The 21467-nt window shown below is 69.3% G+C and carries 17 protein-coding genes and 1 other RNA gene; 5 read left to right on the top strand and 13 right to left on the bottom strand.

The features are described from left to right. The first annotated feature begins 58 nt into the window (after nt 1-58). Entirely contained in the window at nt 59-715 is a 657-nt protein-coding gene (locus tag AB0K21_RS41440) for a helix-turn-helix domain-containing protein (protein ID WP_343969544.1), read from the top strand. 68 nt (nt 716-783) lie between these two features. Here AB0K21_RS41440 and AB0K21_RS41435 read toward each other — a convergent pair whose 3' ends face one another. The 9 genes from AB0K21_RS41435 to AB0K21_RS41395 form a co-directional block, all read right to left on the bottom strand. Beyond that, nucleotides 784-1395 carry a hypothetical protein gene (locus AB0K21_RS41435; protein ID WP_343969426.1) on the bottom strand — a complete coding sequence of 204 codons (612 nt, stop codon included), beginning with the start codon at nt 1393-1395 and terminating at the stop codon, nt 784-786. 371 nt (nt 1396-1766) lie between these two features. After that, nucleotides 1767-2786: a ferritin-like protein gene (locus AB0K21_RS41430; protein ID WP_343969423.1), complete on the bottom strand. Its 1020-nt coding sequence runs from the start codon at nt 2784-2786 to the stop codon at nt 1767-1769. 132 nt (nt 2787-2918) lie between these two features. Beyond that, the gene (locus AB0K21_RS41425; protein ID WP_031172261.1) at nt 2919-3329 is read right to left on the bottom strand and encodes a cupin domain-containing protein; all 411 of its coding nucleotides are present in this window, start codon (nt 3327-3329) and stop codon (nt 2919-2921) included. A 9-nt stretch (nt 3330-3338) separates the two neighbouring features. Further along, a complete protein-coding gene (locus AB0K21_RS41420) occupies nt 3339-4091 on the bottom strand; it encodes an SDR family oxidoreductase (RefSeq protein ID WP_364158082.1) in 753 nt (250 codons plus the stop codon). Further along, on the bottom strand, nt 4088-5077 hold the full coding sequence (locus AB0K21_RS41415; protein ID WP_364158079.1) for an RNA polymerase sigma-70 factor: 990 nt from the start codon (nt 5075-5077) through the stop codon (nt 4088-4090). Before AB0K21_RS41415 ends, AB0K21_RS41420 begins: the two co-directional genes overlap by 4 nt. Further along, a complete protein-coding gene (locus AB0K21_RS41410) occupies nt 5074-5214 on the bottom strand; it encodes a hypothetical protein (protein WP_343969412.1) in 141 nt (46 codons plus the stop codon). Before AB0K21_RS41410 ends, AB0K21_RS41415 begins: the two co-directional genes overlap by 4 nt. Then, on the bottom strand, nt 5198-5428 hold the full coding sequence (locus AB0K21_RS41405) for a hypothetical protein (RefSeq protein ID WP_031172255.1): 231 nt from the start codon (nt 5426-5428) through the stop codon (nt 5198-5200). Before AB0K21_RS41405 ends, AB0K21_RS41410 begins: the two co-directional genes overlap by 17 nt. 85 nt (nt 5429-5513) lie before the next feature. Continuing rightward, nucleotides 5514-6698, bottom strand: coding sequence for a low temperature requirement protein A (locus tag AB0K21_RS41400; RefSeq protein WP_343969406.1), 1185 nt, complete (start codon nt 6696-6698; stop codon nt 5514-5516). Nucleotides 6699-6791: 93 nt separating this feature from the next. Next, a complete protein-coding gene (locus tag AB0K21_RS41395) occupies nt 6792-7451 on the bottom strand; it encodes a sigma-70 family RNA polymerase sigma factor (protein WP_343969541.1) in 660 nt (219 codons plus the stop codon). Nucleotides 7452-7776: 325 nt separating this feature from the next. Here AB0K21_RS41395 and AB0K21_RS41390 point away from each other — a divergent pair, with 325 nt between their 5' ends. The 3 genes from AB0K21_RS41390 (at nt 7777) to AB0K21_RS41380 (ending at nt 15717) form a co-directional block, all read left to right on the top strand. Further along, nucleotides 7777-10548: an AAA family ATPase gene (locus tag AB0K21_RS41390; protein WP_364158074.1), complete on the top strand. Its 2772-nt coding sequence runs from the start codon at nt 7777-7779 to the stop codon at nt 10546-10548. Nucleotides 10549-10708: 160 nt separating this feature from the next. Beyond that, nucleotides 10709-11806, top strand: coding sequence for a hypothetical protein (locus AB0K21_RS41385; protein WP_364158071.1), 1098 nt, complete (start codon nt 10709-10711; stop codon nt 11804-11806). 86 nt (nt 11807-11892) lie between these two features. Next, complete coding sequence (locus tag AB0K21_RS41380; RefSeq protein ID WP_364158068.1) at nt 11893-15717, top strand: endonuclease/exonuclease/phosphatase family protein; 3825 nt, start codon at nt 11893-11895, stop codon at nt 15715-15717. A gap of 321 nt (nt 15718-16038) precedes the next feature. Here AB0K21_RS41380 and rnpB read toward each other — a convergent pair. From rnpB to AB0K21_RS41360, 4 genes are all read right to left on the bottom strand, one after another. Then, an RNA gene (gene rnpB, locus AB0K21_RS41375) (RNase P RNA component class A) lies at nt 16039-16433 on the bottom strand. 295 nt (nt 16434-16728) lie between these two features. Further along, nucleotides 16729-17979 carry a bifunctional RNase H/acid phosphatase gene (locus AB0K21_RS41370; RefSeq protein ID WP_343969366.1) on the bottom strand — a complete coding sequence of 417 codons (1251 nt, stop codon included), beginning with the start codon at nt 17977-17979 and terminating at the stop codon, nt 16729-16731. Further along, on the bottom strand, nt 17976-18716 hold the full coding sequence (locus tag AB0K21_RS41365) for a C4-type zinc ribbon domain-containing protein (protein ID WP_364158064.1): 741 nt from the start codon (nt 18714-18716) through the stop codon (nt 17976-17978). The genes AB0K21_RS41370 and AB0K21_RS41365 overlap by 4 nt, the downstream gene beginning before the upstream one ends. Then, complete coding sequence (locus AB0K21_RS41360; RefSeq protein WP_364158061.1) at nt 18713-19546, bottom strand: Nif3-like dinuclear metal center hexameric protein; 834 nt, start codon at nt 19544-19546, stop codon at nt 18713-18715. The genes AB0K21_RS41365 and AB0K21_RS41360 overlap by 4 nt, the downstream gene beginning before the upstream one ends. A gap of 240 nt (nt 19547-19786) precedes the next feature. On the opposite strand from AB0K21_RS41360, the gene AB0K21_RS41355 reads away from it, so the two are divergent. Then, complete coding sequence (locus AB0K21_RS41355; RefSeq protein WP_343969357.1) at nt 19787-21226, top strand: NAD(P)/FAD-dependent oxidoreductase; 1440 nt, start codon at nt 19787-19789, stop codon at nt 21224-21226. Nucleotides 21227-21467 lie beyond the last annotated feature (241 nt).

Below are 21467 nucleotides of genomic sequence, written 5' to 3'. Positions count from 1 at the left end.
GGGATTGAGGCAGAATCAATCACAGGAGGTGATCGTGGAATCTGCACTGTCCGGGCTCATGGCGCCGTCGGACTCGGAGTCACTGCTGGAGCGCGCGTACATCGATGCCGTCGAACAGGTCGACGACACGGACGAGACCCGTGCGCGCATACTCGACGCGGCGTATGAGCAGTTCTGCCGCATGGGTATCCGGCGGTCGACCATGGAGGACGTGGCCCGCAGGACCGGGGTTTCGCGGATCACGGTCTACCGGCGGTTCGCCACGAAGGACGCGCTGGTCGAACACGTGGTACGCCGAGAATTCCGCCGATATTTCGACCAGTTCCTCATCGACATCGAACAAGCTCATACCGCCGCCGATCGGGCGGTTCTCGGCTTTGTAAGTTCATTGCGCGCCATCCGCCGTAACCCGTTGATCGGCGGCCTGATCACCTCGGAACCGGACCTGGTCGTACCCTCCATGATCAGCGACGGGGGCCGGACCCTCGCCACCGTGCGGCAGTTCGTCGCGGGTCAGCTCCGCCACGAGCAACGCGCGGGCAACGTGTCGAGCGACTTGGACGCCGACCTCGTGGCCGAACTGATGGTCCGGGTCTCCGCCTCCTTCCTGGCGATCCCCAGTCAGATCATCGACCTCGACGACGACGAGCAACTGGCCGCGGTGGCCCGGCAGTTCCTCGTGCCCATGTTGGAACCGACCGGCCGCCCGGATTGACCGCCGAGAAGAGCAGACCGCGGAGCAGCGGCGAAGCACCCTGCTCCGCACCAGGTCATCAGCCCTCGCTATTCGTCAGGCAGCAGGTAGCGCCAGGAGAGCACGAAGAGTGCCCCCGAACCGGTCTTGAAGAGTGACCGGCCGTACTCCTGCCCGGCAGGCACCGCCTTGGTGATCGCACTCACCGCCGCCCCCTCGATGTCCTTGTGCCAAATCGGGTCCACCGTGCCCGAAGGCTCCGGGACCCCTGCGGGCCACGGCGCCGGCTTGCCCTCCGCCGAGGCGGCCCCTTCGGCGACCATGCGAACGCGAGTGGCGACGTAGTCGGTGCCCGCGGTGGCGGCCCGGGTCGCCAAGCCGTCCATCAGCTTCTTCGCCTCCGAGAGCTCCTTCGGGTAGAAGTCCGCGACCTGGTCCAGAGCCGGGGCCCGGACCTCCAGCATCTTTCCGTCCTTCCCCCGTACCCCGAGGACGGTGGTCGGCACGTCCGTCACCATCGGCGCACCCGGCCTGGGCTCCGCGGTCGGCGGTTGCCCGGTCAGGTACGTCTCCATCGACGCGACCGTCTCGCCCGTCTCGGCAGCGGTGAGCTTCAGCTGCCTGCTCGCGTCAACGATCACCAGGCCGTCGCTGTACAACACCACTCTCGGCGGACGCAGCACGTTCATGGTCGCGGTCACGAACCCGCCTTCGGCACCCCACAATGCAACCGGCTTCGCCGGCCCGTCGTCAGCCGGGGTCGCCGACATATCCGATTCCGCTCCTCCGCAGGCCGCAGTCAGGGACAACAGTGCCACGAGCAGGCTCATTCGTAATCTCATGCCCCACAAACGTACGTTTCCTTCAGATGGTTCATCCGGTGTCGTTCGCGGTCAGGCGGATCCACCGGCAAGGGCAATCGCCGACTCGGCGAGATCGTCGCGGCCAGCCTCGGCCCAGCGCCACGCCAGATATCACCGACCTAGCGACAGTTCCTCACCTCGCAAGCCTCCGGAATCCTGGCCTGCGACTTCCTGCACGTCGACACTGTCTTCCTCAAACGCCTGATGGATCAGCTGCGTGCTTCGGGCGGCACGTAGGCGAAGGTGGGACCGGCGCCGCCGGGCAACGTCATCAGGGCCCGCGCCTGGGCCCTGAGCGTGAACATGGTGCGGGTGGCGTCCGTGAGCCGCTTCGGGTCGCCGTTGAATGCCTGCTCCAGCAGATCCAGCAGGGTGCTGTAGGTGGTGTCGAACAGATCCTGGGCCGCCCGCACAGCACTGCCCCGCGCGGCGGGCCGGGGGTTGGGGGTCATCGGGAGCACGCCGTCCGGATCGACGCGGACCTTCTCGCCGGTCGGGCCGGTCTTCGGGGTGTCGCCCCGCTGGTAACGGCGGCCGAGCTTGAGCTCCTGGAAGCGGTAGTAGTGGGCGACCTCGTCCCGCTCGGGGTGGAGGACGTCCTGGTCGCCGTCCCAGACCTCGCCGCGGGCGTTGCCTTCCCCCTGCTCGACGATCTCTTTCAGCGCGCCGAGCGCGGACTCCAGATCATCGACGGCGAACAGCGAGCCGGCAGTGTGACGGAAGTGAGCGCCGCTCACCTGCCGGGTCGGGTCGCCGCAGAAGACCTCCTTCTCGCCGAGCGTGTCGCACAGGTGGCGCAACCCCTGCTCGATCGCCGCGTAGAACTGCCCGATCGTCTCGTAACCCTCGCCCTCCGGCGGCGCGCCCGGTGCCGCCGGCTGTTCCAGGCGCAGGAACATCTCCAGCGCTTCAGCGCCGAACGGCACCAGCGACACCTCCAGGTCGCTGTGCGGCAGCTTGCGCGGGTGCGGCGGCAGCATCCCCGGCATGTCCAGGCGCGGCGTGCCGCCGACGGCGTTGAGCAGGTTCGCCGCCAGCGCCAGATGCAGCATCTCCTCCACGAAGACGCCGCTCACCACCTCCACAGCGGCGGGGTTGCGCTCCGAATCCAGCGAGTACAGCACCGTCAGGTACGGCGGCAGGGTCGCGTGCTCCAGCTCGATCGCCCACTGCAGGTGCTCGCGCAGGCTGTCGAGCGTGCCGATCTTAACCGGACGTTCGTGGTTCATTCGTGTCATACCTCGGGTTGTCGGCATGGCGGATCGGACAGCCGGCCCGTGGGCCGGCTGCCTGGTTCGATCCTGGGTTCAGACGGCGTGACGGCAACCGGTGCCGTCACGCCGTGGGGTGATCCGCGGGGGTCAGGACGGGCGTGGCGCGCGGCGGTCCTCGCGCTGGGCCAGCTCGGCCTCCTCCACCAGCGTGAACATCGGCTTGCCCGGCTCGCAGAGCATGGTGACCGTGAACCGCACCGGGACATCGTCGCGATTGTTGCCGTCCTGGTAGTGGATGACGTCGCCACCCGGCTCCCAGAACGCCTCGCCGGCGCGGATCACCTGCTCCGGCTCCCCTTCCAGCTCCATCAGCATCTCGCCCTCCAGGACAACGCCGAAGGCGGGACCAGGATGGCGGTGCGGCGGCGCGCCCGGGTCTCCGGGCGGGTACTCGATGACCACGGTCATCGCGTGCGCGTCCTCAGGGATGAACGGAGGCCGCGCCTCCTGCAGCACGGTCAGCGCCGTCTGCCACGCGGTCGATCGTGGCTCGCCCATCACCCGGCCCTACTTCGCGGCGGACCGGTCGAGCCAGTCCTTGTAGGTGATGGTGCCGAGCTGCGCGCCCTCACCGGGCACCAGCGACCGCTCGCCGAGCACGCTGCCGAAGTAGCGCGCCTGCGGGTCGGTGACGACCTCGCGGGTGTCGCCCCAGGCAGCCAGCGCCTTGCGGAGGAACTCGTCCATCTTGCACTGGTTCGGTCCGGCGATCTCGATCCGGCCGTTCAGCGGCGTCCCCACCGCGGTCCTGCCCACCGCCTGGGCCACGTCATCGCCCGCGATCGGCTGGAACAGCACCGGTGCGACGTGCACCTTGCCGTCGACCGTGCCCTCGTCGGCGATGCCGCGGGCGAACTCGAAGAACTGGGTGGAGTGCACCAGCGAGAACGGGATGCCCGACTTCTCGATCAGCTGCTCCTGGGCGATCTTCGCCGCGAAGTAGTCGTTCTCCGGCATCCGCTCGGTCCCAACGATCGACACGGCCACGTGGTGGCCCACGCCCGCGGCCGCCTCGGCCGCCAGCAGGTTGCCGGTGGAGGTCTGGAAGAACTTCATGACGGCCTCGCGCTCGAACGAGGGCGAGTTCGACACGTCGATCACGACCTCGGCGCCCTTCAGCACCTCGGCCAGCCCCTCGCCGGTCAGCGTGTCGACGCCGGTGTTCGGCGACGCGGCCACGGCCTCGTGGCCGTGCTCGCCCAGCTTCTTCACCAGCTTCGACCCGATGAGCCCGGTCCCGCCGATCACCACGATCTTCATTGTTGGCACCCCTTCTGGCTTTCTGGACGCTGTGCTGCGCCCCCGTCGTCAGCTAAGACAAGGCGGCCCCCCTCAGTTGTGACAATGCGGCTACGAGACCGCCTGAAGGACTCGATCTTGGTTGGGTTGAGCATCCACAGCAGGTGATGGATTCCTTCCGTGGATGCCTCGATGGCAAGCAGGGCGACGTCACTGCCGTCCCGGCTGACGAGCACTCCCGGCAGGCCGTTCATCTCGACCCACGTGACGGTGGCGCCCGGCCAGAACCGCGGCGAGAACGCGGCCACGAACCTGGCCACCCGCTCGCTGCCCGGCACCGGGAACGTCGACGATCCTCTGACGCCGCCGCCGTCTGAGGAGCTGACGACATCGGCGGCGAAGAGCTTCTCCAGGGCGCCGACGTTTCCTGTCCGGGCGGCGTCGAGGAAGGTTTCCAGCAGGCGTCGGTGCTCGACCTTGTTGACGGGCTCGCGCCGTACGGCGGTCAGGCGCTTACGGGCACGGCTCACGATCTGCCTGACGTTCGCCGGGGTGAGCCGGAGGATCTCGGCGATCTGCGTATAGGGGTAGTCGAACGCCTCGCGCAGGACATAGGCGGCGCGCTCGGTGGGCTTGAGCCTCTCCATCAGCAGCAGGACGGCCAGCTCCAGCGCTTCGCCGCGCTCCGCGCCGACGGTGGGGTCGAGGCTGGTGTCGACGGGTTCCGGCAGCCAGGGGCCGATGTATGACTCGCGCCGAACGCGCGCCGACCTGGCCAGGTTGATGGCCAGCCGGGTGGTGACCAGCGCCAGGAAGGCCGGCGGGTTCTCAATGGTCTCGCGGTCGGTGCCCTGCCAGCGCAGCCACACCTCCTGGACGATGTCCTCGGCCTCGGCGGCACTGCCGAGCATCCGGTAGGAGATGCCGAACAACCACGGGCGCAACTCGGCGAAGGCGGACGCCGCCCGGTCGAGGGCGTCCGCCTGTTCCAGGGATTCCGCGTTCATGTGCCGCGTTCCGGGTCGGGGGAGTGCGGCGCGGTCAGGTACGACGGCAGCGTCGCGTGCTTGAGCTCGATCGCCTGTCGCAGGTGCTCGCCGAGGCCGGCGAACGTGCCGAGCCGCGGCTCAGGCAGCGTCGCCACCCGGCCGCGAGCCGTCCTCCAGCACCTCGACCGCGTCGCGCAGCACCCGCAGAGCGATCTTCTCGCGCTCTGCGTCCGTCGGGTCGTACAGCCACTCGGTGACCGGCCGCCCCATCTCCTCCTCCGGGTGGCTGGCCTCGGCGATGACCAGCTCCTCCTCGATCTCGACGTGGAGCTCGTACAGGAACTCGTTCTCACCGTTCGGGGTGCTCATGTCTCCTCCATGTGATGTGGCTTGATCGTCAGCTGAGACAGGACAGCCCCGGCATTTGTGACAAGATCCGGTTACCGGCTCCGTTTCAGCCACGTACCGTCCAGATGGCGACGGCGACCAGCGCGACGCAGGCGGTCGCGATCATCGCGACCACGGCGGCCACCCCGATCCACGGCGCCGCGAGCGGCGACGACACGACGGCGCCGACGCACCCCGCCACGGCGGTGCGCGGCATGACGGAGTCCGCGTCGAGCAGCGCGTGCACCGCCCGGAGCAGGACGAGATACACCCCGACCGGGATGGCGACCGCGTAACCGAGCGCCATCGGCGAGGCCGCCACCTGTTGCCCGCTCTGCTCCACCGCCACCTCGAGCCCGGCTCCGAGGGCCGCCAGCGCGGCGAAGACGCCGAAGTGGCCGTACCCCCACCAGTACGACCGACGGCGCCGGTCGCTGAGCCCCTCCCCCGCCTCGACCAGGAAGTACAACCACCACAAGGCGAACAGCAGGACGAGACCTGATCCGGCGATGACGACGAGGGGACCCGCTTCGAGCGCCCCTTCAACCCCTCTGCTCGCCGCCAGGACACTCTCGCCCAGCAGGATGATCGTGAACAGGCCGTAGCGCTCGGCGATGTGATGCGGGTGCCAGGTGGTCGCCCTGACCCGCTCCGCCCACCTTGGCACCGCCAGCTCCAGGACGACCAGGCAGGCGAAGAACGGCAGTCGGAGTGACGCCGGCAGGAGGCCCGCCTCCACGAGGGCGAGCCGGAGCAGCCAGCCCGACTCGGCCAGGGCTATGCCCGCGGCGTAGCGGAGCCCCGTACGGCGGCTCGCCGGGTCCTCGAACGCGGCCCTCAGCCATTGGGCGACGAGCCCGACCCGCATGATGAGGTACCCCAGCGTGATGATCCCGAGGTCGGCGTGGCCGACCGCGGCGGGCACCCCGGCGGCGAGGACCAGCACGCCCGCCATCTGCACCATGGTCAGCAGCCGGTAGGGGACGTCGTCGGTGTCGTAGGACGAGGCGAACCAGGTGAAGTTCATCCACGCCCACCAGATCGCGAAGAACACCTGGAGGAACGGGACCAGTCCGGTCAGGGCATGACCTTCGGCGATGGCGTGCGCGAACTGCGCCGTGACGGCCGCGACCGCGACCACGAAGGTGAGGTCGAAGAGGAGTTCGAGCTGGCTCGACGCGCGATGCGGCTCGTCGACGGGCCGTGAGCTCATCCTGACCCGGATCCGGATGGTGGTCATGGTCGAGGGCACGCTCACGCTCCTGTCGCTCTTTCGGCGTCCGGTTCACCCAAAAGACCGGACGGCGTCGTGATCTGTGACAGATCGCCGCGACAGCGATCGAACTCAGCGGGCGATGTCGGCGGCGAGCACTTCTTCCAGCTCGGCGAGGTCGCCGGACTGGGCGGCGGCGACGAACGTCCGTACGAGGCGCCGGTGCGCGGTGGTGCTCACCTGGTGGCGTCGCTCGGTGGCGAGGTGGTTGCGGGCGCGTCGCAGGAGTTGCCGCGCATGGTCTTCGCCAAGGTGGAGGAGCTCGGAGATCTGGCGGTAGGGGTAGTCGAAGGCCGTGCGCAGGAGATAGACGGCTCGTTCGGCGGGTGTCAGCCTCTCCAGCAGCAGCCGGATCGCAGTGTCGACCGCCTCTCGTCGTTCGGCTGCCGTCTCGGGCCCGGCGGAGAGGTCCGCCGTCTCGGGGAGCCAGGGGCCGGCGGAGGTCTCTCGGCGCCTGCGGGCGGACTGGGCGACATTGATGGCGAGCCTCGTGGTGGTCAGCGCGAGGAACGCCGGCGGGCTGATGACGACCGACCGATCGGCACGGGCCCAACGCAGCCACGTCTCCTGCACCACGTCCTCGGCTTCGCCCACGTCCTGCAGGACGCGCAGACCGATCGTGAGAAGCCGGGGCGCGGCGCTGACGAACGCCGAATCGTCTCCGTCCCAATGTGTGATCGACCGGTCATGGATCTGCTCTGCGTGGTCTTCGTACGACTCCAACAGGCTCATGGTCACGATGGCGGCTCCGTTCGACAGCTGGCATCCGGTGATGCCACTGCGATCACGGTCGCTGCTCGGGCTGCTCCATCGCGCCCTGGGAACACCGTGGTCGGTACCCTGGCCCGCACCGTGGCGGGCGTCGGGGCAGCGGAGGCGCTTCGGACAGTGGGATGCTCCGCGACCACCCGGCTCACCCTGCGGCCGGTGTCACCAGCAGATTGCTGGGCTTAATGGCAGAACGGTAGGTTACGTGTCCATCTAGGATGTAGCGCCGGTTTCTCCCCATGTTCGGCAGTCATGGGGCAACGAACAGATGATCGTCGGGGGCGGTGCCATGGCAAGCAGAGGTCCCGGGTCGCAACTTCGCGGGCGGCAGCTCGAGTGCGAGACGCTGGATCAGCTCGTGGCGACGGTGCAGGACGGCCACAGCTCGGTCCTGGTTCTGCGCGGCGAGGCCGGCATCGGCAAGACGGCGCTGCTGGAGTACGCGCGGGACAGCGCGTCCGGCTGCCGGATCATCAGAGCGACCGGCGTGGAATCCGAGATGGAGCTGGCCTTCGGCGGGCTGCATCAGCTGTGCTCCCCGTTCCTGGAGCATCTGGGTCGCCTGCCGGGCCCGCAACACGACGCGCTCGGGACGGCGTTCGGCCTGAGCGCGGGAACTCCTCCGGACCGCTTCCTGGTCGGGCTCGCGGTGCTCAGCCTGCTCGCCGACGTGGCCGAGAAAGGGCCGCTGGTCTGCCTCGTCGATGACGCGCAGTGGCTCGACCAGGTCTCCGCGCAGACCCTCGCCTTCGTCGCGCGGCGCCTGCTCGCGGAGCCGATCGGGCTGGTGTTCGCGGTGCGCGAGCACCACCTCGGACAGGAGCTGAAAGGGCTGCCCCAGCTCGACGTGGGACGGTTGAGCGACAGCGACGCCCGCGCCCTGCTGGACTCCGTGACTCCTGGACGACTCGACGAGCAGGTCCGGGACCGGATCGTCGTCGAGACGCAGGGAAACCCGCTGGCCCTGCTCGAACTGCCCCGGGGGCTGGCGCCGGCGGAGCTGGCGGGTGGATTCGGGCGGCCCGACGCGCGACCGCTGGCCAGTCAGATCGAGCAGGGCTTCCTGCGGCGGGTCCGGTCGTTGCCGGCCGAGACACAGCGGCTGCTGCTCATCGCGGCGGCCGAACCGGTCGGGGATGTGACCCTGCTGACTCGCGCGGCGGAGTTGCTGGGCATCGAAGTGTCCGCCGCGTCGCCGGCCGAGGCGGCGGGGCTGATCGCCATCGGTACGCGGGTGCGTTTCCGCCATCCCCTCATGCGATCGGCGGCCTACCGCGTCGCGTCCCCGCAGGACCGGCAGGACGTCCACCGCGCGCTGGCCGACGCGACCGATCCCCAAGCGGACCCCGATCGCCGGGCGTGGCACCTCGCCAACGCGACGGCCGGCCCCGACGAGACGGTGGCCGCCGAGTTGGAGCGCTCGGCCGATCGGGCGCAGGCGCGCGGCGGAGTCGCCGCGGCGGCGGCGTTCCACGAGCGGGCAGCCGAGCTGACCCCCGATCCCGCGCGCCGCGGCGCCAGGGCCTTGGCGGCGGCACGGGCCAAATACCAGGCCGGCGGGTACGACGCCGCGCTCGAACTGCTGGACGCGGCCGAACTCAGCACTCTGGACGAACGCGAACTCGCCCAGGCCGGCCTGCTGCGCGGTCAGATCGCGTTCGCCTCCAGGAGCGCCGGTTCCGCCTTCCCACTGCTGCTCAGAGCCGGTGAGCGCCTGGCGCCGCTGGACGCCGGGCTGGCCCGCGAGACCTACCGCGACACGTTGAACGCGGCCATGAACGCGGGCCGGCTGCCGAGCGGCGCCCAGGTGGTGGACATCGCCGAGGCGCTGCTCGCCGCACCGCCGGGGCCGCCGCCGGAGCGCAACGACCTGCTCCTGAACGGCGTGGGCGTGGCGCTCACAGAGGGTTCCGCCGCGGGCGTGCCGATGGTGCTGCGGGCCCTGGAGTTCTTCCGCGCCGAAGGGGTCTCCAGGGAACAGGGCCTTGGCTGGCTGCCGTTCGCGTCCCGGATGGCCCATAACGTCTGGGACTTCGACAGTTGGTCGGTGCTCTCCGCGAGACTGGTCGATCTGGCACGCGAGGCGGGTGCACTGTCGGTGCTGCCCTCAGCCCTCCACATGCTCGTGTCGAACAGGGTCCTCGCCGGTGAGTTCGCCCTGGCCGACGCGCTGGTCGCCGAGGCGGTGACGATCGGCGAGGTGACAGGCAGCCGCTACCTGGCCCAGTACGCGGCCCTGATACTCGAGCCGTGGAGAGGACGAGAGGCCGCGACACGTCAGGTGAGCGCAGCGATCATGCGGGACACGGCCATTCAGGGGGAAGGCAAGGTGGGGACCGCCACCCAATGGGCGAGCGCGGTGCTCTGCAACGGCCTCGGCCGGTACGAGGAGGCGTACGTCGCCGCCGAACGAGCCTTCGAGCACCCGCAGGAGCTCGGCGGGACGGCCATCAGGTCCACGGTCGAACTCGTCGAGGCCGCCGTCCGGAGCGGGAGGCCCGCTCGGGCGGCCGAAGTCGCCTGGCGACTCGACGAGATGGCCCGAGCCAGCGGCACCGACTGGGCCCTCGGGACCTCGGCGTGCGTACGGGCCCAGGTGAGCGACGGAGCGGACGCCGACGTTCTCTACCGCGAGGCGATCGAGCGGCTCGGCCGCACCGAGGTCCGGACGACGCTCGCCCGCACCCGGCTGCTCTACGGCGAGTGGCTGCGCCGGGAGAACCGCCGCCTCGACGCACGCGAGCAGCTGGGCATCGCATACGAGCTGCTCGGCGACATGGGGGCCGAGGCGTTCGCGGAACGCGCCCGGCGCGAGCTCCAGGCCACCGGTGAGACGGTACGCAAGCGCACCGTCGAGGCACGCGCCACTCTCACCGCCCAGGAGGCGCAGATAGCGCGCCTGGCCGGCGACGGGCTGACGAACCCCGAGATCGGCGCTCAGCTCTTCATCAGCCCGCACACCGTCGAATGGCACCTGCGCAAGGTCTTCGCGAAGCTCGGCATCACGTCACGCAAGCAGATCCGCACCACGCTGCTCGAAGGCGCGGCGCTCACGGCCTGAGGATCCGCGGCCCGCCGTCGTCCGCGAGCGGGATGGTGATGTGACGAGCGTCATGTCACGAGCGGCCTCCCGCACTTTGTCTCTGTAACGACGGTCCATGAGTCACCGCCGGGCCAACGGCGCGATGGTCGTCGATTCGAGAGACGATGCGGGAGAAGAGATGTTCATCAAGAAGAGGTTGTTCATCGCGGCCGTGTCGCTGATCGCCTCTGCCGGTGCAATGACGGCGCCGGCTTCGGCCGACGACGGCGGCGCCTCGATCAGCTCCTGGGGCTTCCCCGGTGAGGGATCCGACTGGCAGCCGGTGACCTACGCCGGCGGGCAGATCACCAGCAGGTCCACTCCGGGAGAAGCGCGCGACAACCGCGGCAACATCCTGCACGCCTGGCGCGGCGCGGACAACGACTCCATCTGGATCTCGTTGAACAACGGGCCCGCGTACTCGCTGCCCAACGCGCAGACATGGACGCCTCCGCGGGTGATCTGGACGGACGACGGGGGGCGCGGCAACTTCCGGATCTTCCACACCGGCACCGAGGGCCACGTCTACCAGCACCGCGTCCAGCTCAGCCCGAGCTACCAGCTACCCGCCACCCTGCCCAACTGGACCAGGATCCCCAACGACACGCGCACCACCGACACCGAGCCCGTGGCGGCTGCCGCGCTCCCCGGCAACTCCTTCATGCTCGCCTGGAACAGCCAGTCCACCGACGACATCTGGACGATGTACTACAACGGCGACACCGGTACCTACAGCTCGCCCAGCGTCGTGCCGGGCGCGCGGAGCAAGGACGCGCCGGGACTGGCCGCCCAGGTGGGCACCAACGCCGACCCCGCTCCCTGGAACCAGGTCGTGCTCGCCTTCACGGGCACCGACAACTACGTGTACATGTCGCGGCAGCGGTACGGGACCGGCAACTGGACGAATCCGTTCCGGGTCTATGCGACAGGCACCCCGGGCTACACGAGGAACGGCCCGTCCGTCGCGCTCTCCCGAAGCGGCTACGGCGTCATCACCATCACCGAGGACCGTGACAACACCATCGGCAGTTACATGATCTCGCGCGACGGTGGGTGGAGCGGCTACTACGAGGAGAACAGCTTCGCGCTCTCCCCCGGCAGAACCCCGCTGGCCGTGGTGGCCGGTACCGATCTCTACTACGTCATCAACGGTTCGGCCGGCGGCAAGAGCGGCGTGCTGTGGAAGAAGGTCTACGACTTCGCGGCGATGCCCACGCCGTCGGCCCCGCAGTGGTGAAGCCGGCGAACGCGCGGCTGGACGACGTCATCGTCCCCGACGCCGGCTCCCGACGTCCGCGTCCTTCTCGGAGAGATCACGTGAGAATGGTCCGACCAGCGGCGGCCATGGTGTCCGTCCTGCTGCTCTCGTTATCGTCGCCGGGCATCACCCAGGCGGCGTGGGGGGCGTCCGCCTCCCCGGCGTCCGTGACCGCACCTGCCACGGCGGAGGACCCGCCGTCGGCCGGGCCTGGAGCGTCCGGCCCTGACCTGAGTCACACCAACCGCACAGCCCCGCCGGCCGGTCTGCCGGACTGGTCACGCGCCGGGTACCGAGGCGGCCAGGAGCTGCCTGAGGGCGATACGGAACTGACCGACGACGCCTCCTGCCGTATCTCGCCGGAAGAGCTCGCCTCCTCCTACGGGGTGACGGCGGACGACGGGACCGACGACACCGCCGGACTGCAGAAGGCGATCGACCACATCAAGAGCGACTGCTCGCCGAGCGCCAACTTCAACCGGCTCTCGCTCATCGAGCTGCCGGCAGGCCGGATCGACATCACCCGGCAGATCTACGTAGATGCCGGATTTCTGATCGTACGGGGCAAGGGCTCCGGCGACGGCGGCACCCGGCTGGTGTTCAGGCCCGGCCTCCAGACCCGCTACGACCAGGTGATCAACGGCCGGTGGGACCAGGAGAGCATGACCGCCGGCACCGCCCCCGACATCGGCAACGGTGGCTGGATCTGGCCGGGGCGCGGCATGTTCCGGGTCCAGACCCGGGAGGTGGCGACCCGGTACAAGGACGACTGGGAGCTGGCCTCCAGCCTGCCCATGCGCAAGGACCTCTACGAGGGCAGCGTCAACCAGCACTGGACCTCCGGCTTCAAGGTGGCCGCCGCGGCCGATGACCCGGGCTTCTCGGCACGAGCGGGAGGCACGGTCGTGCGGCTGGACGCGAAAGCCGACATGACCAAGTTCAGGCCGGGCCGCTATGTCTGGGTGGGCGCGGCCAACAGCAGGAAGTTCTACGCGCAGCAGGGCATCACCGATCAGAGCATGATCGAGGCGCTCCACATGCGGCAGGAGATGTTCCGGCTCAGCCGCATGGACGCCACGGCCAAGACGATCACGCTGGATCGGCCGCTGGAGTGGGACCTGCCGGTCAACTCCGAATCGGACGGCTCCGAACCGCTGAACGGCAACGGCACCCCGTACGCCAGCAAGGTCACGCCGCTGAAGGTGGTCGAGGGTGTCGGGTTCGAGGACTTCGCCTTCACCCAGGACATGAACGGCCTGCCGAAGATCGGCGGCCAGGAGACGTACTCGCTGACTCCCGAGCAGGCCGTGCACAACTACGGCAACATGGCACCCGAGTACGCCATGCACGGCATCGTGTTCAAGTGGGCGGCCAACAGTTGGGCGCGCGGGCTGAAAGCCACGATGACCGGCTCACACCCGATCGTCACCGAGGTGGCGCGCAACCTGCAGATCGAGCGCAACAGCTTCGACGGCGCCTGGAACAAGGGCAAGGGCGGCAACGGCTACCTGCGTGGCAGCCGCGTGTGGGACTCGCTGTGGGCGCACAACCTCAGCCGCAACCTGCGCCACTTCACCTTCCAGTGGTCGGCCAGCGGCAACGTCGCCTTCCGCAACGACCTCGACTCCGACCTGAACCTGCACGGCGGCTGGGAGCACGACAACCTGTTCGAGCAGAACACGGTGCGAGTCCCCTATGAGCACCGCTCGGCCAACTGCTCGGCCAACTGTGGCGGTGAGGGCGGCGAGATCGATGCGGGCACCTGGTATCCGATCTGGTGGGCGGCCGGGCCCAAGGCGGGCAAGTGGGCCGGCTCCTCTGGGCCGCAGAACGTCTTCTACGACAACACGCTGAGCAAGCAGACCACCGCCGGCGGGCCGTTCGAGCCGTACAGGCCGTACGGCGCCCAGGCCGGCACCGCCTTCCAGTTCGGATCGGACGACTCCGACCCACGCGCGTTCCTGCCCCTGAGCCAGAACGGGCAGGCGATCACGGACTGGACCGGACGGGAGACCCTGAACTACCAGGGCAACGGAGTGGCCGCCCTCGACGTGGGACACCGGCACTCGCTGTTCCTCCGCGACACCGGCGGCGAGCTTCCCCCACGTGACCCGAAGCTCGTCGAGATCAAGGCGGCCACCTGGAACATGGCCGGCGCGTCCTCGCAACAACAGGGCGACAGGTACGCGACCGCGCTGCCCGCTTTGCACACCCGGGAGAGTCCTCCCAGGGAGAACGACATCCTGGCCCTGCAGGAGACCGGCTATCCCGCCGACCGGCACTATTGGGGCAAAGACACGATCGCGCAGACCGACTATGTCAAAAGGATGCGCGACGGCAGCACGAACGCGCCTCCCGTCGAGGAGATCTGGCTCAGCCGAACCAGTGGAGGCCGCGGCGGAGGTTACCTCTACTGGCTGAACACGAACGTCGACACCGGTTCCGGCAACCCGGAGAAGATCAATCTGGCCGTCTGGACGCGGAGAAGTGTCCAGAGGGACGAGATATTCGTCGTCCCCGGAGCGACCCGGAACGGCGTTCACGAGGGCAAGTCCCGTCCCGCGCTCGGCGTCGACTATTGCGGGGTCGTCTACTTCACCTGGCACGGGGCCGCAGCAGGCGGCACGGACAACGTCACGATGCTGAGGAACATCAGGAGTCATATGCAGACCGCCGGCCCGAACGGGCAACCGCTGCCCTGGGTGGTCCTCGGCGACTTCAATATGGAGGTTTATGGGCAGACAGGATTGTTGACCGCCCTCGGCGACGACTCCCGTCAGTTCGACGTACTGCCCTCTAGCGGGCCCACCCGGCCCGTCACGGGACGCACCATCGACTACGCCGTCACCCAGAACGGCGTCACCCCGGCGCTCTACAGGGGGTACGGGTTCGGGACGCCGATGACCGACTTCGAAATGTCGGACCACCTTCCCGTCGAATACGACTTCTCCTATCTCACCGAGGACCAGCGGTGCACGACGTCCCAACCGGCGCGGCAGGCGAAGGCCGTTCCGCGAACAACGCAGAATCTCAGAAGCGCCTCCAGCACCCGCTCTCCCTACCCTTCGGGTTCGGGGACGCAGCCCGGCAGCAGCCGCCTCAAGACCAAAATATTCGCCCGGTCCGAGCAGAGCGCGCACAATTTCCGGTTCCTGGCCGCCGGTGACGACCCGGGACACTATCGCGTGCTGCACAGCTTCACGCGTACCTATCTGGGCCAGGAATTCGGACTCGCCGACGCGCCGGTGATTCTCCAGGGCTCCGACGAGGGCGACTCCCAGCTGTGGCGATTGCTCGACATGGGAGACGGCACCTGGATATTGCTGAACAAGGCCACCGGCCAGGCGTTGACCGCCCTGGATCGCGCTGACGGCGAAGAACTGGTGGGTCGTGACCTCGTCGACGAATTCGATCCCGACCAACGCTGGTTCCTCCAGGACGCCGAGAACGAGGCGCTGGACGTCGATGAGATCGTCACCGGCGCGGGATCGGCCATGACCGTACAGGACTCCGATCCGGAACCGGGCACGCCGGTGGCGCTCGAACCCGACAGCGACGATTCCGAAGAAGAATTCATGCCCATATACGCCGACAAGACCGAGGATTATTACTGCTACTACCTGGTCCACAAGGGACTGTATGTCAATTCAACGGCCACCAACCCCGCGGTCGGCGACGGCAACCTGCTCACGCTGAACGAATTCCGTCCCAATGACGGCGGCTACATGTTCTGCACCCCGCCGGCCGACAGGCATGCCTCGCAACTGACGGCGGTGGGCCAGTACGACGCGCAGGGCCGCTTCCTCAACCTCGGCACTGTCGGCCCAGGTCTGCTGGCGCTGAGCGCGTCCTACGGGCTCACCTGGACCTGGAAAGCCATCGCAAGCTGACCGCCGGCGGCGTTCTACCGGCGGCATCGCGCCTGCCGATCACCACACCAGATCACGACCCATGACGAACGCCTTCGCCGGGCCGCGGAAACGGCCCCCGCCGGTGCCGTACGCGCGCCCCGGCGAAGGCCCGGCATCTTCGTTTCTCGCCATGCCCTGGCGCGGGAGCGTGATCACAACGAGCAGTCCCGCTCCCGGTGCTCGTCGAGCGCGGCGGGCGGTTCGCCGCGCGAGCCCTGACCCGGGACCCGGGTTCGGCGCGGGCCAGCCATCCTCGCCGACGCCTTAGAGGCTCCACCCGCAGGTCAGGGGCAGGGAAGGCGGACGAGTCGGCCTGTAGGCCGGGTTTTGTTCCTCACTTGCGTGAAGAGGCGACCATCCATCTAGGGCCGTCGTTGCCGACGGCCTCAAGCGGTCTACCCGCGCGGCTCGGGCGGGCAGCCCTCAAACGTCGCGCGCGGGACGCTCCGGAGAGCGCCCCTTCTTGACCTTGCTCCGGGTGGGGTTTACCGAGCCGCCCACGTCACCGTGGGCGCTGGTGGTCTCTTACACCACCGTTTCACCCTTACCCCCTCTTGCGAGGAGGCGGTCTGTTCTCTGTGGCACTGTCCCGCGGGTCACCCCGGGTCGGCGTTACCGACCACCCTGCCCTGTGGAGCCCGGACCTTCCTCGGCGGGTCTCCGAAGAGACCCGACGCGGCCGCCCGGCCGGCTCGTCCGCCGTGTTCCAAGCCTAACGGCTCCCAAGTGGGCTCCAACCGAACGGCAAGTCATCTGCGCTGAAATATGAATCAAGCGGGACGGGACAGACGAGCATCAGGGGAAAACGATGAGAGCAAGGATGGCCGGTCCCGCGCGCTGCCGGGATCCGCACCGGTGTGATGGGATACGGCCATCCCACCGGGTGTGGACGCTCGCACCGATGCGGGAGACGAGTGTTGGCCGTCTCCCGCATCGGGTCCGATCGTCGGCCGGAGGCCCGGCACCGTATTGCCCCGTGAGACCGACGGTTCAGCGCAGGTGGGAGGTGTCGTTGAACGCCTTCACCACCGCCGGACCGTCGGCGTAGTACTCGATCAGGGACAGGGCTGACAGGTCGAGGTGCATGCGGTACAGCGCGCTGAGGGGAGCGAGCAGCGCGAATCGCAGCAGCATCTTGATCGGCGTGACGTGCGAGACGGCGAGGATCGTCTTGCCCTCGTAGCGCTCGATCAGCACGTCCCCGGTCGCCTGGACCCGCCGCGCCGCCTCCCCGAAACTCTCCCCACCCGGCGGCGCGGCGGACGGGTCCGCCAGCCACGCGGCGAGCTCGTCCGGCCAGCGACGCTGGATCTCGGTGAACGTGTGGCCCTCCCAGTCGCCGAAGTCGGTCTCCCTGAGCCCCTCCTCGACGACGACCTCAAGACCGGTCCTGGCCGCGATGATCTCCGCGGTGGCACGGGCGCGCTTCAGCGGCGAGCTGACGATCACCTGGATGCCGTACGGCTCCCCCGCCAGCCTGGCGGCGACGGCCTCGCCCTGGGCTATGCCGTTGGGCGTGAGTTCGGGATCGCCGAGCCCGGAGAACCTGCGCTCGACGGAGAGCGGCGTCTCACCGTGCCGGAGCAGGTACAGCGAGGTCGCGACCGAGGTGGGCGGGCGCCAGCCGGTGCCGCGCCCGGTGGGCATGGCCGTCCGTTCCGCCTGCCCCGCCGGCTCCCGGGTGACGACACCGGCGCCGAGGTCATCGGTCTCGAAGAGGAGAAGGTCCTCGGCGGGCCCCCCACCGGTGAGCGTGGCGGCGCCACTCCCGGAGGCGCCGACCGCCCTCCCGGCGGGAGAGGAGGAGGCCGAGGCGGTCCAGGTGCGGCCCTTGGCCGCGGCGTCCATGGCCTCGTTGGCCAGGCGGTCGGCGTCCTTGTTCTTCTCACGCGGGATCCAGCGCCAGGTCACCTTCAGGCGCCTGGCGAGGGCCGCGGCCTGTGAGGCCAGCGGGCGCAGGCCCTCGTTCTTGACCTTCCACCGGCCGGCCATCTGCTCGATGACCAGCTTGGAGTCCATCCGGACCTCGACCTTCGCACCGTCCCCGGCGAGGGCCAGCAGCGAGGTCAGGCCGGCGATGAGCCCCCGGTACTCGGCGACGTTGTTGGTCTGGGTGCCGATCGACTCGGCGGTCTCGACCAGTATCTGGCCGTCGGCGGCGTCCTTGACGACGGCGCCGTAGCCGGCCGGCCCGGGGTTGCCCCGCGAGCCGCCGTCGGCCTCTATGACGTACAAGGTCACAGGCCGGACTCCGCGGTGCGGACCAGGATCCGGCGGCACTCCTCGCAACGGATGACCTCGTCGTGGGAGGCGGCCTTGATGCGGTTGATCTCGGCGATGGACAGGCTGGTGCGGCAGCCGAGGCAGCGACCGCCCTGGAGCATCGCGGCGCCCACCCCGAACTGCTCCCTGAGCTTGGCGTAGAGGGCGAGCAGATCGGCCGGTATGTCCTTCTCGACCTCGGCCCGCTTGCTCTGGACCTCCTCCTTCTCCTTGTCGATCTCGGCGAAGGCCGCGTCCCTGCGGTCCTCGGCGACACCGCGGGTACCCGCGAGCTCGTCGCGCTCGGCCACCAGCTTGGCGACCTGCGCGTCCGCCGTCTCGCGGCGCTCCATGATCTCCAGCACCACCTCCTCCAGGTCGCCCTGCCTGCGCGTCAGGGAGGCGATCTCCGACTGGAGACTGGCCAGATCCTTCGGCGAGGAGACCTGTCCTGAGTCGAGGCGCTTCTGGTCGCGTTCGGCGCGGATGCGGACCGAGTCGACGTCCGCCTCGGCCTTGCTCTGCTCGCGGGCGAGGTCACCTGACTCGGTCTCGGCGGCGATCACCTGGGTCGCGATGCGGGCGACGCGAGCGGAGAGCTCGTCGATCTGGGCCAGCTCGGGCAGGGTGCGGCGGCGGTGGGCCAGCCGGTCGAGGGCGGAGTCGAGTTCGGCCAGGTCAAGCAGACGCTTCTGGGCCGCAGGGGCTGCTTTCACGTGAAATCCTCGCACTTTGCTGTTGTTTTCCAGGCGTCCGTGACCGTCTCGGAAACGCGCGTCTCAACAGTAATCCCCCTGGCGGCCGATGCGGACGCCAGATGGTGTGCCGCGTCGGCGAGCCATGGCCACTCGGTGGCCCAGTGGGCGGCGTCGATCAGCGCGGGGCCGTCGGCCTCCATGAATTCGCTCGCCGGGTGATGGCGCAGGTCCGCGGTGAGGAAGACGTCGACTCCGGCGGCGCGGGCCACCCCGAGCAGGGAGTCTCCGGACCCCCCGCTGACCGCGATCCGCTGGACGGGGCGGCCGGGGTCCCCGGCGACCCGCAGGCCGCCCGCCGTGGCGGGGAGCCCGCGCGCGGCCTGCCGGGCGAACTCGGCGAGGGGGACGGGGGCGGGCAGCGAGCCGATCCGGCCCAGGCCGCGTCCGGGGTCGTCGGCCGCGGGCATGAGCGGGACGAGCGGGCCGGTCAGGCCGACGGCGCGGGCGAGCGCGTCGGAGACGCCGGGGTCGGCGACGTCGGCGTTGGTGTGGGCGGTGAAGAGCGCGATGTCGTTCTTGATCAGTGTGTGGATCAGGCGGCCCTTGAAGGTGGTGGCCGCGACGCTGGTGGTGCCGCGTAGGTAGAGCGGGTGGTGGGTGACGATGAGGTCGGCGCCCCAGCCGAGGGCCTCGTCGGCGACGGCGGCCACCGGGTCGACCGCGAACAGGATCCTGCGCACCTCCGCGGAGGGGTCTCCGCAGACGAGTCCGACCGCGTCCCACGACTCCGCCCAGCGTGGGTCGTAGCGGGTTTCCAGCTCTGTGACGATGTCGGCAAGCGTAGGCACCCGCGCAGACTATCGGCCTATTCCCCGGCGCGAACGGATCGCCTAATGTAAGTGGATACTGACCCATCGAGGGGCGGCGGATTCCAGTATTTTTCGCAGCACTCCTGGCGTATGAAGGGATGGGGAGTTGGGGAGACGTGGGCGCAGGCGGCAGCCGAAGCTTGAGGACGTCCACCGGCGCCCGATCCTTGCCGGCATCGGGAACCGCTGCCGTGCCAACACCGACCGGGGGACGTGCGCGTGAGACCGAACATCGCGATCATCGGTGCCGGATTCGGCGGGCTGTGCATGGCCATCCAGCTGGAGAAGGCCGGCATCCGCTCGTACACGATCTTCGAGAAGGGGGACAACGTCGGGGGCACCTGGCGCGACAACACCTATCCGGGGGCGGGTTGCGACATCCCCTCGCACCTGTACTCCTTCTCCTTCGAGAAGTACTCCAGCTGGACGCGCCGCTTCCCCGAGCAGCCGGAGATCCTGGGCTATCTGGAGAGGTGCGCCGACAAGTACGGCGTGCGCCCCCGCCTCCGGCTGAACACCACGGTCGTCGCCGCCACCTTCGAGGAGTCGCTGGGGAAGTGGCGGGTCCGCACCACGGCCGGGGACGAGCTGTTCGACGTGGTGGTGTCGGCGGTGGGACAGCTCAATCGACCCCAGCTGCCCGACATTCCGGGAATGTCAACGTTTGATGGCGCGGCTTTCCACTCCGCCCGCTGGGACCACTCCTTCGATCCGACCGGCAGGCGGGTGGCCGTGATCGGCAGCGGGTCCTCGGCGGCGCAGTTGATCCCGAAGGTCGCCGAGGTGGCCGATCACCTGGACGTCTTCCAGCGGACCCCCAACTGGGTGATCCCCAAGGCGGACGCCGTCTTCGGCCCCGGCGCCAGGACCGCCTTCCGGCGCGTGCCGTTCCTGCAGCGCGCCTACCGCGAGTGGATCTACCGGTACGCGGAGGGCACCCTCTACCCGGCCCTGTCCGGAGGCTGGAGCTCCGGCCCGCTCCGCAAGCGCGCCCTGGAACACCTGCGCGACCAGGTCCCCGACCCGCTGCTGCGGGCCAAGCTGACCCCGGACTACCCGATCGGCTGCAAGCGGGTCGTCGCCGACAGCAAGTTCTATCCCGCGCTGACCCGCCCCAACGTGGACGTCGTCACCGACCGGATCACCCGGATCGTCCCCGGCGGCGTGCAGACCGCCGCCGGACTCCGCGAGGCGGACGCGATCGTCTACGCGACCGGCTTCGAGACCTCCGGCTTCCTGGCCTCCATCCAGGTCATCGGGCGCGGCGACCGGCACCTGGCCGAGGAGTGGAAGGACGGCGCGGAGGCCTACCTGGGCATCGCCGTACCGCACTTCCCCAACCTGTTCCTGCTGTACGGCCCCAACACCAACCTCGGCCACAGCTCGATCGTCTTCATGATCGAGTGCCAGGTCCGGTACATCATGGGCTGCCTGCCGCAGCTGGCCGCGCGCGGGCCGATGGAGGTCAGGCCGGAGACGATGGCCACCTGGCGGCAGAACCTGGAGGCGGCCATGGGACGCATGGTCTGGCAGGCGGGCTGCACGAGCTGGTACAAGAACGCGGCCGGCCGGGTGACCAACAACTGGCCGGGTACGACGACCGCCTACCGCCGCATCACCAGGGCCCCGCGCCCGGACGCCTTCCAGTTCGCGCGCTGACCCGCGGTCTCCCGCGAGGCGCCAAAGGCGAAGTGCCGATACCGTCGTGGCGAACGAGAGCCGTACGCGCAGAAGGGCCCGCCGTGTCCGCCGACCTCCACCGCGACTCCGTGGTCGCCGATACCCACAACGACCTGCTGATGGCCGTCACCGCCAGACCCCCTCGGCGGTGGGCGTCGTTCTTCCGTGAGCGCTGGCTGCCGCAGCTGCGCGAGGGCGGGGTGAACCTCCAGGTGCTGCC

This window comes from Streptosporangium sp. NPDC049248, from assembly GCF_040678965.1.
Lineage (GTDB): Bacteria > Actinomycetota > Actinomycetes > Streptosporangiales > Streptosporangiaceae > Streptosporangium > Streptosporangium fukuiense.
This window is presented reverse-complemented; position numbering and strand designations above follow the sequence as displayed.

What these genes read in the sequence shown, in the direction of transcription:
- AB0K21_RS41440 (WP_343969544.1), top strand. Translation starts at nt 59, where the DNA reads ATGGCGCCGTCGGACTCGGAGTCACTGCTGGAGCGCGCGTACATCGAT.
- AB0K21_RS41430 (WP_343969423.1), bottom strand. Translation starts at nt 2,786, where the DNA reads ATGAACCACGAACGTCCGGTTAAGATCGGCACGCTCGACAGCCTGCGC.
- AB0K21_RS41425 (WP_031172261.1), bottom strand. Translation starts at nt 3,329, where the DNA reads ATGGGCGAGCCACGATCGACCGCGTGGCAGACGGCGCTGACCGTGCTG.
- AB0K21_RS41420 (WP_364158082.1), bottom strand. Translation starts at nt 4,091, where the DNA reads ATGAAGATCGTGGTGATCGGCGGGACCGGGCTCATCGGGTCGAAGCTG.
- AB0K21_RS41415 (WP_364158079.1), bottom strand. Translation starts at nt 5,077, where the DNA reads ATGAACGCGGAATCCCTGGAACAGGCGGACGCCCTCGACCGGGCGGCG.
- AB0K21_RS41405 (WP_031172255.1), bottom strand. Translation starts at nt 5,428, where the DNA reads ATGAGCACCCCGAACGGTGAGAACGAGTTCCTGTACGAGCTCCACGTC.
- AB0K21_RS41395 (WP_343969541.1), bottom strand. Translation starts at nt 7,451, where the DNA reads ATGAGCCTGTTGGAGTCGTACGAAGACCACGCAGAGCAGATCCATGAC.
- AB0K21_RS41390 (WP_364158074.1), top strand. Translation starts at nt 7,777, where the DNA reads ATGGCAAGCAGAGGTCCCGGGTCGCAACTTCGCGGGCGGCAGCTCGAG.
- AB0K21_RS41385 (WP_364158071.1), top strand. Translation starts at nt 10,709, where the DNA reads ATGTTCATCAAGAAGAGGTTGTTCATCGCGGCCGTGTCGCTGATCGCC.
- AB0K21_RS41380 (WP_364158068.1), top strand. Translation starts at nt 11,893, where the DNA reads ATGGTCCGACCAGCGGCGGCCATGGTGTCCGTCCTGCTGCTCTCGTTA.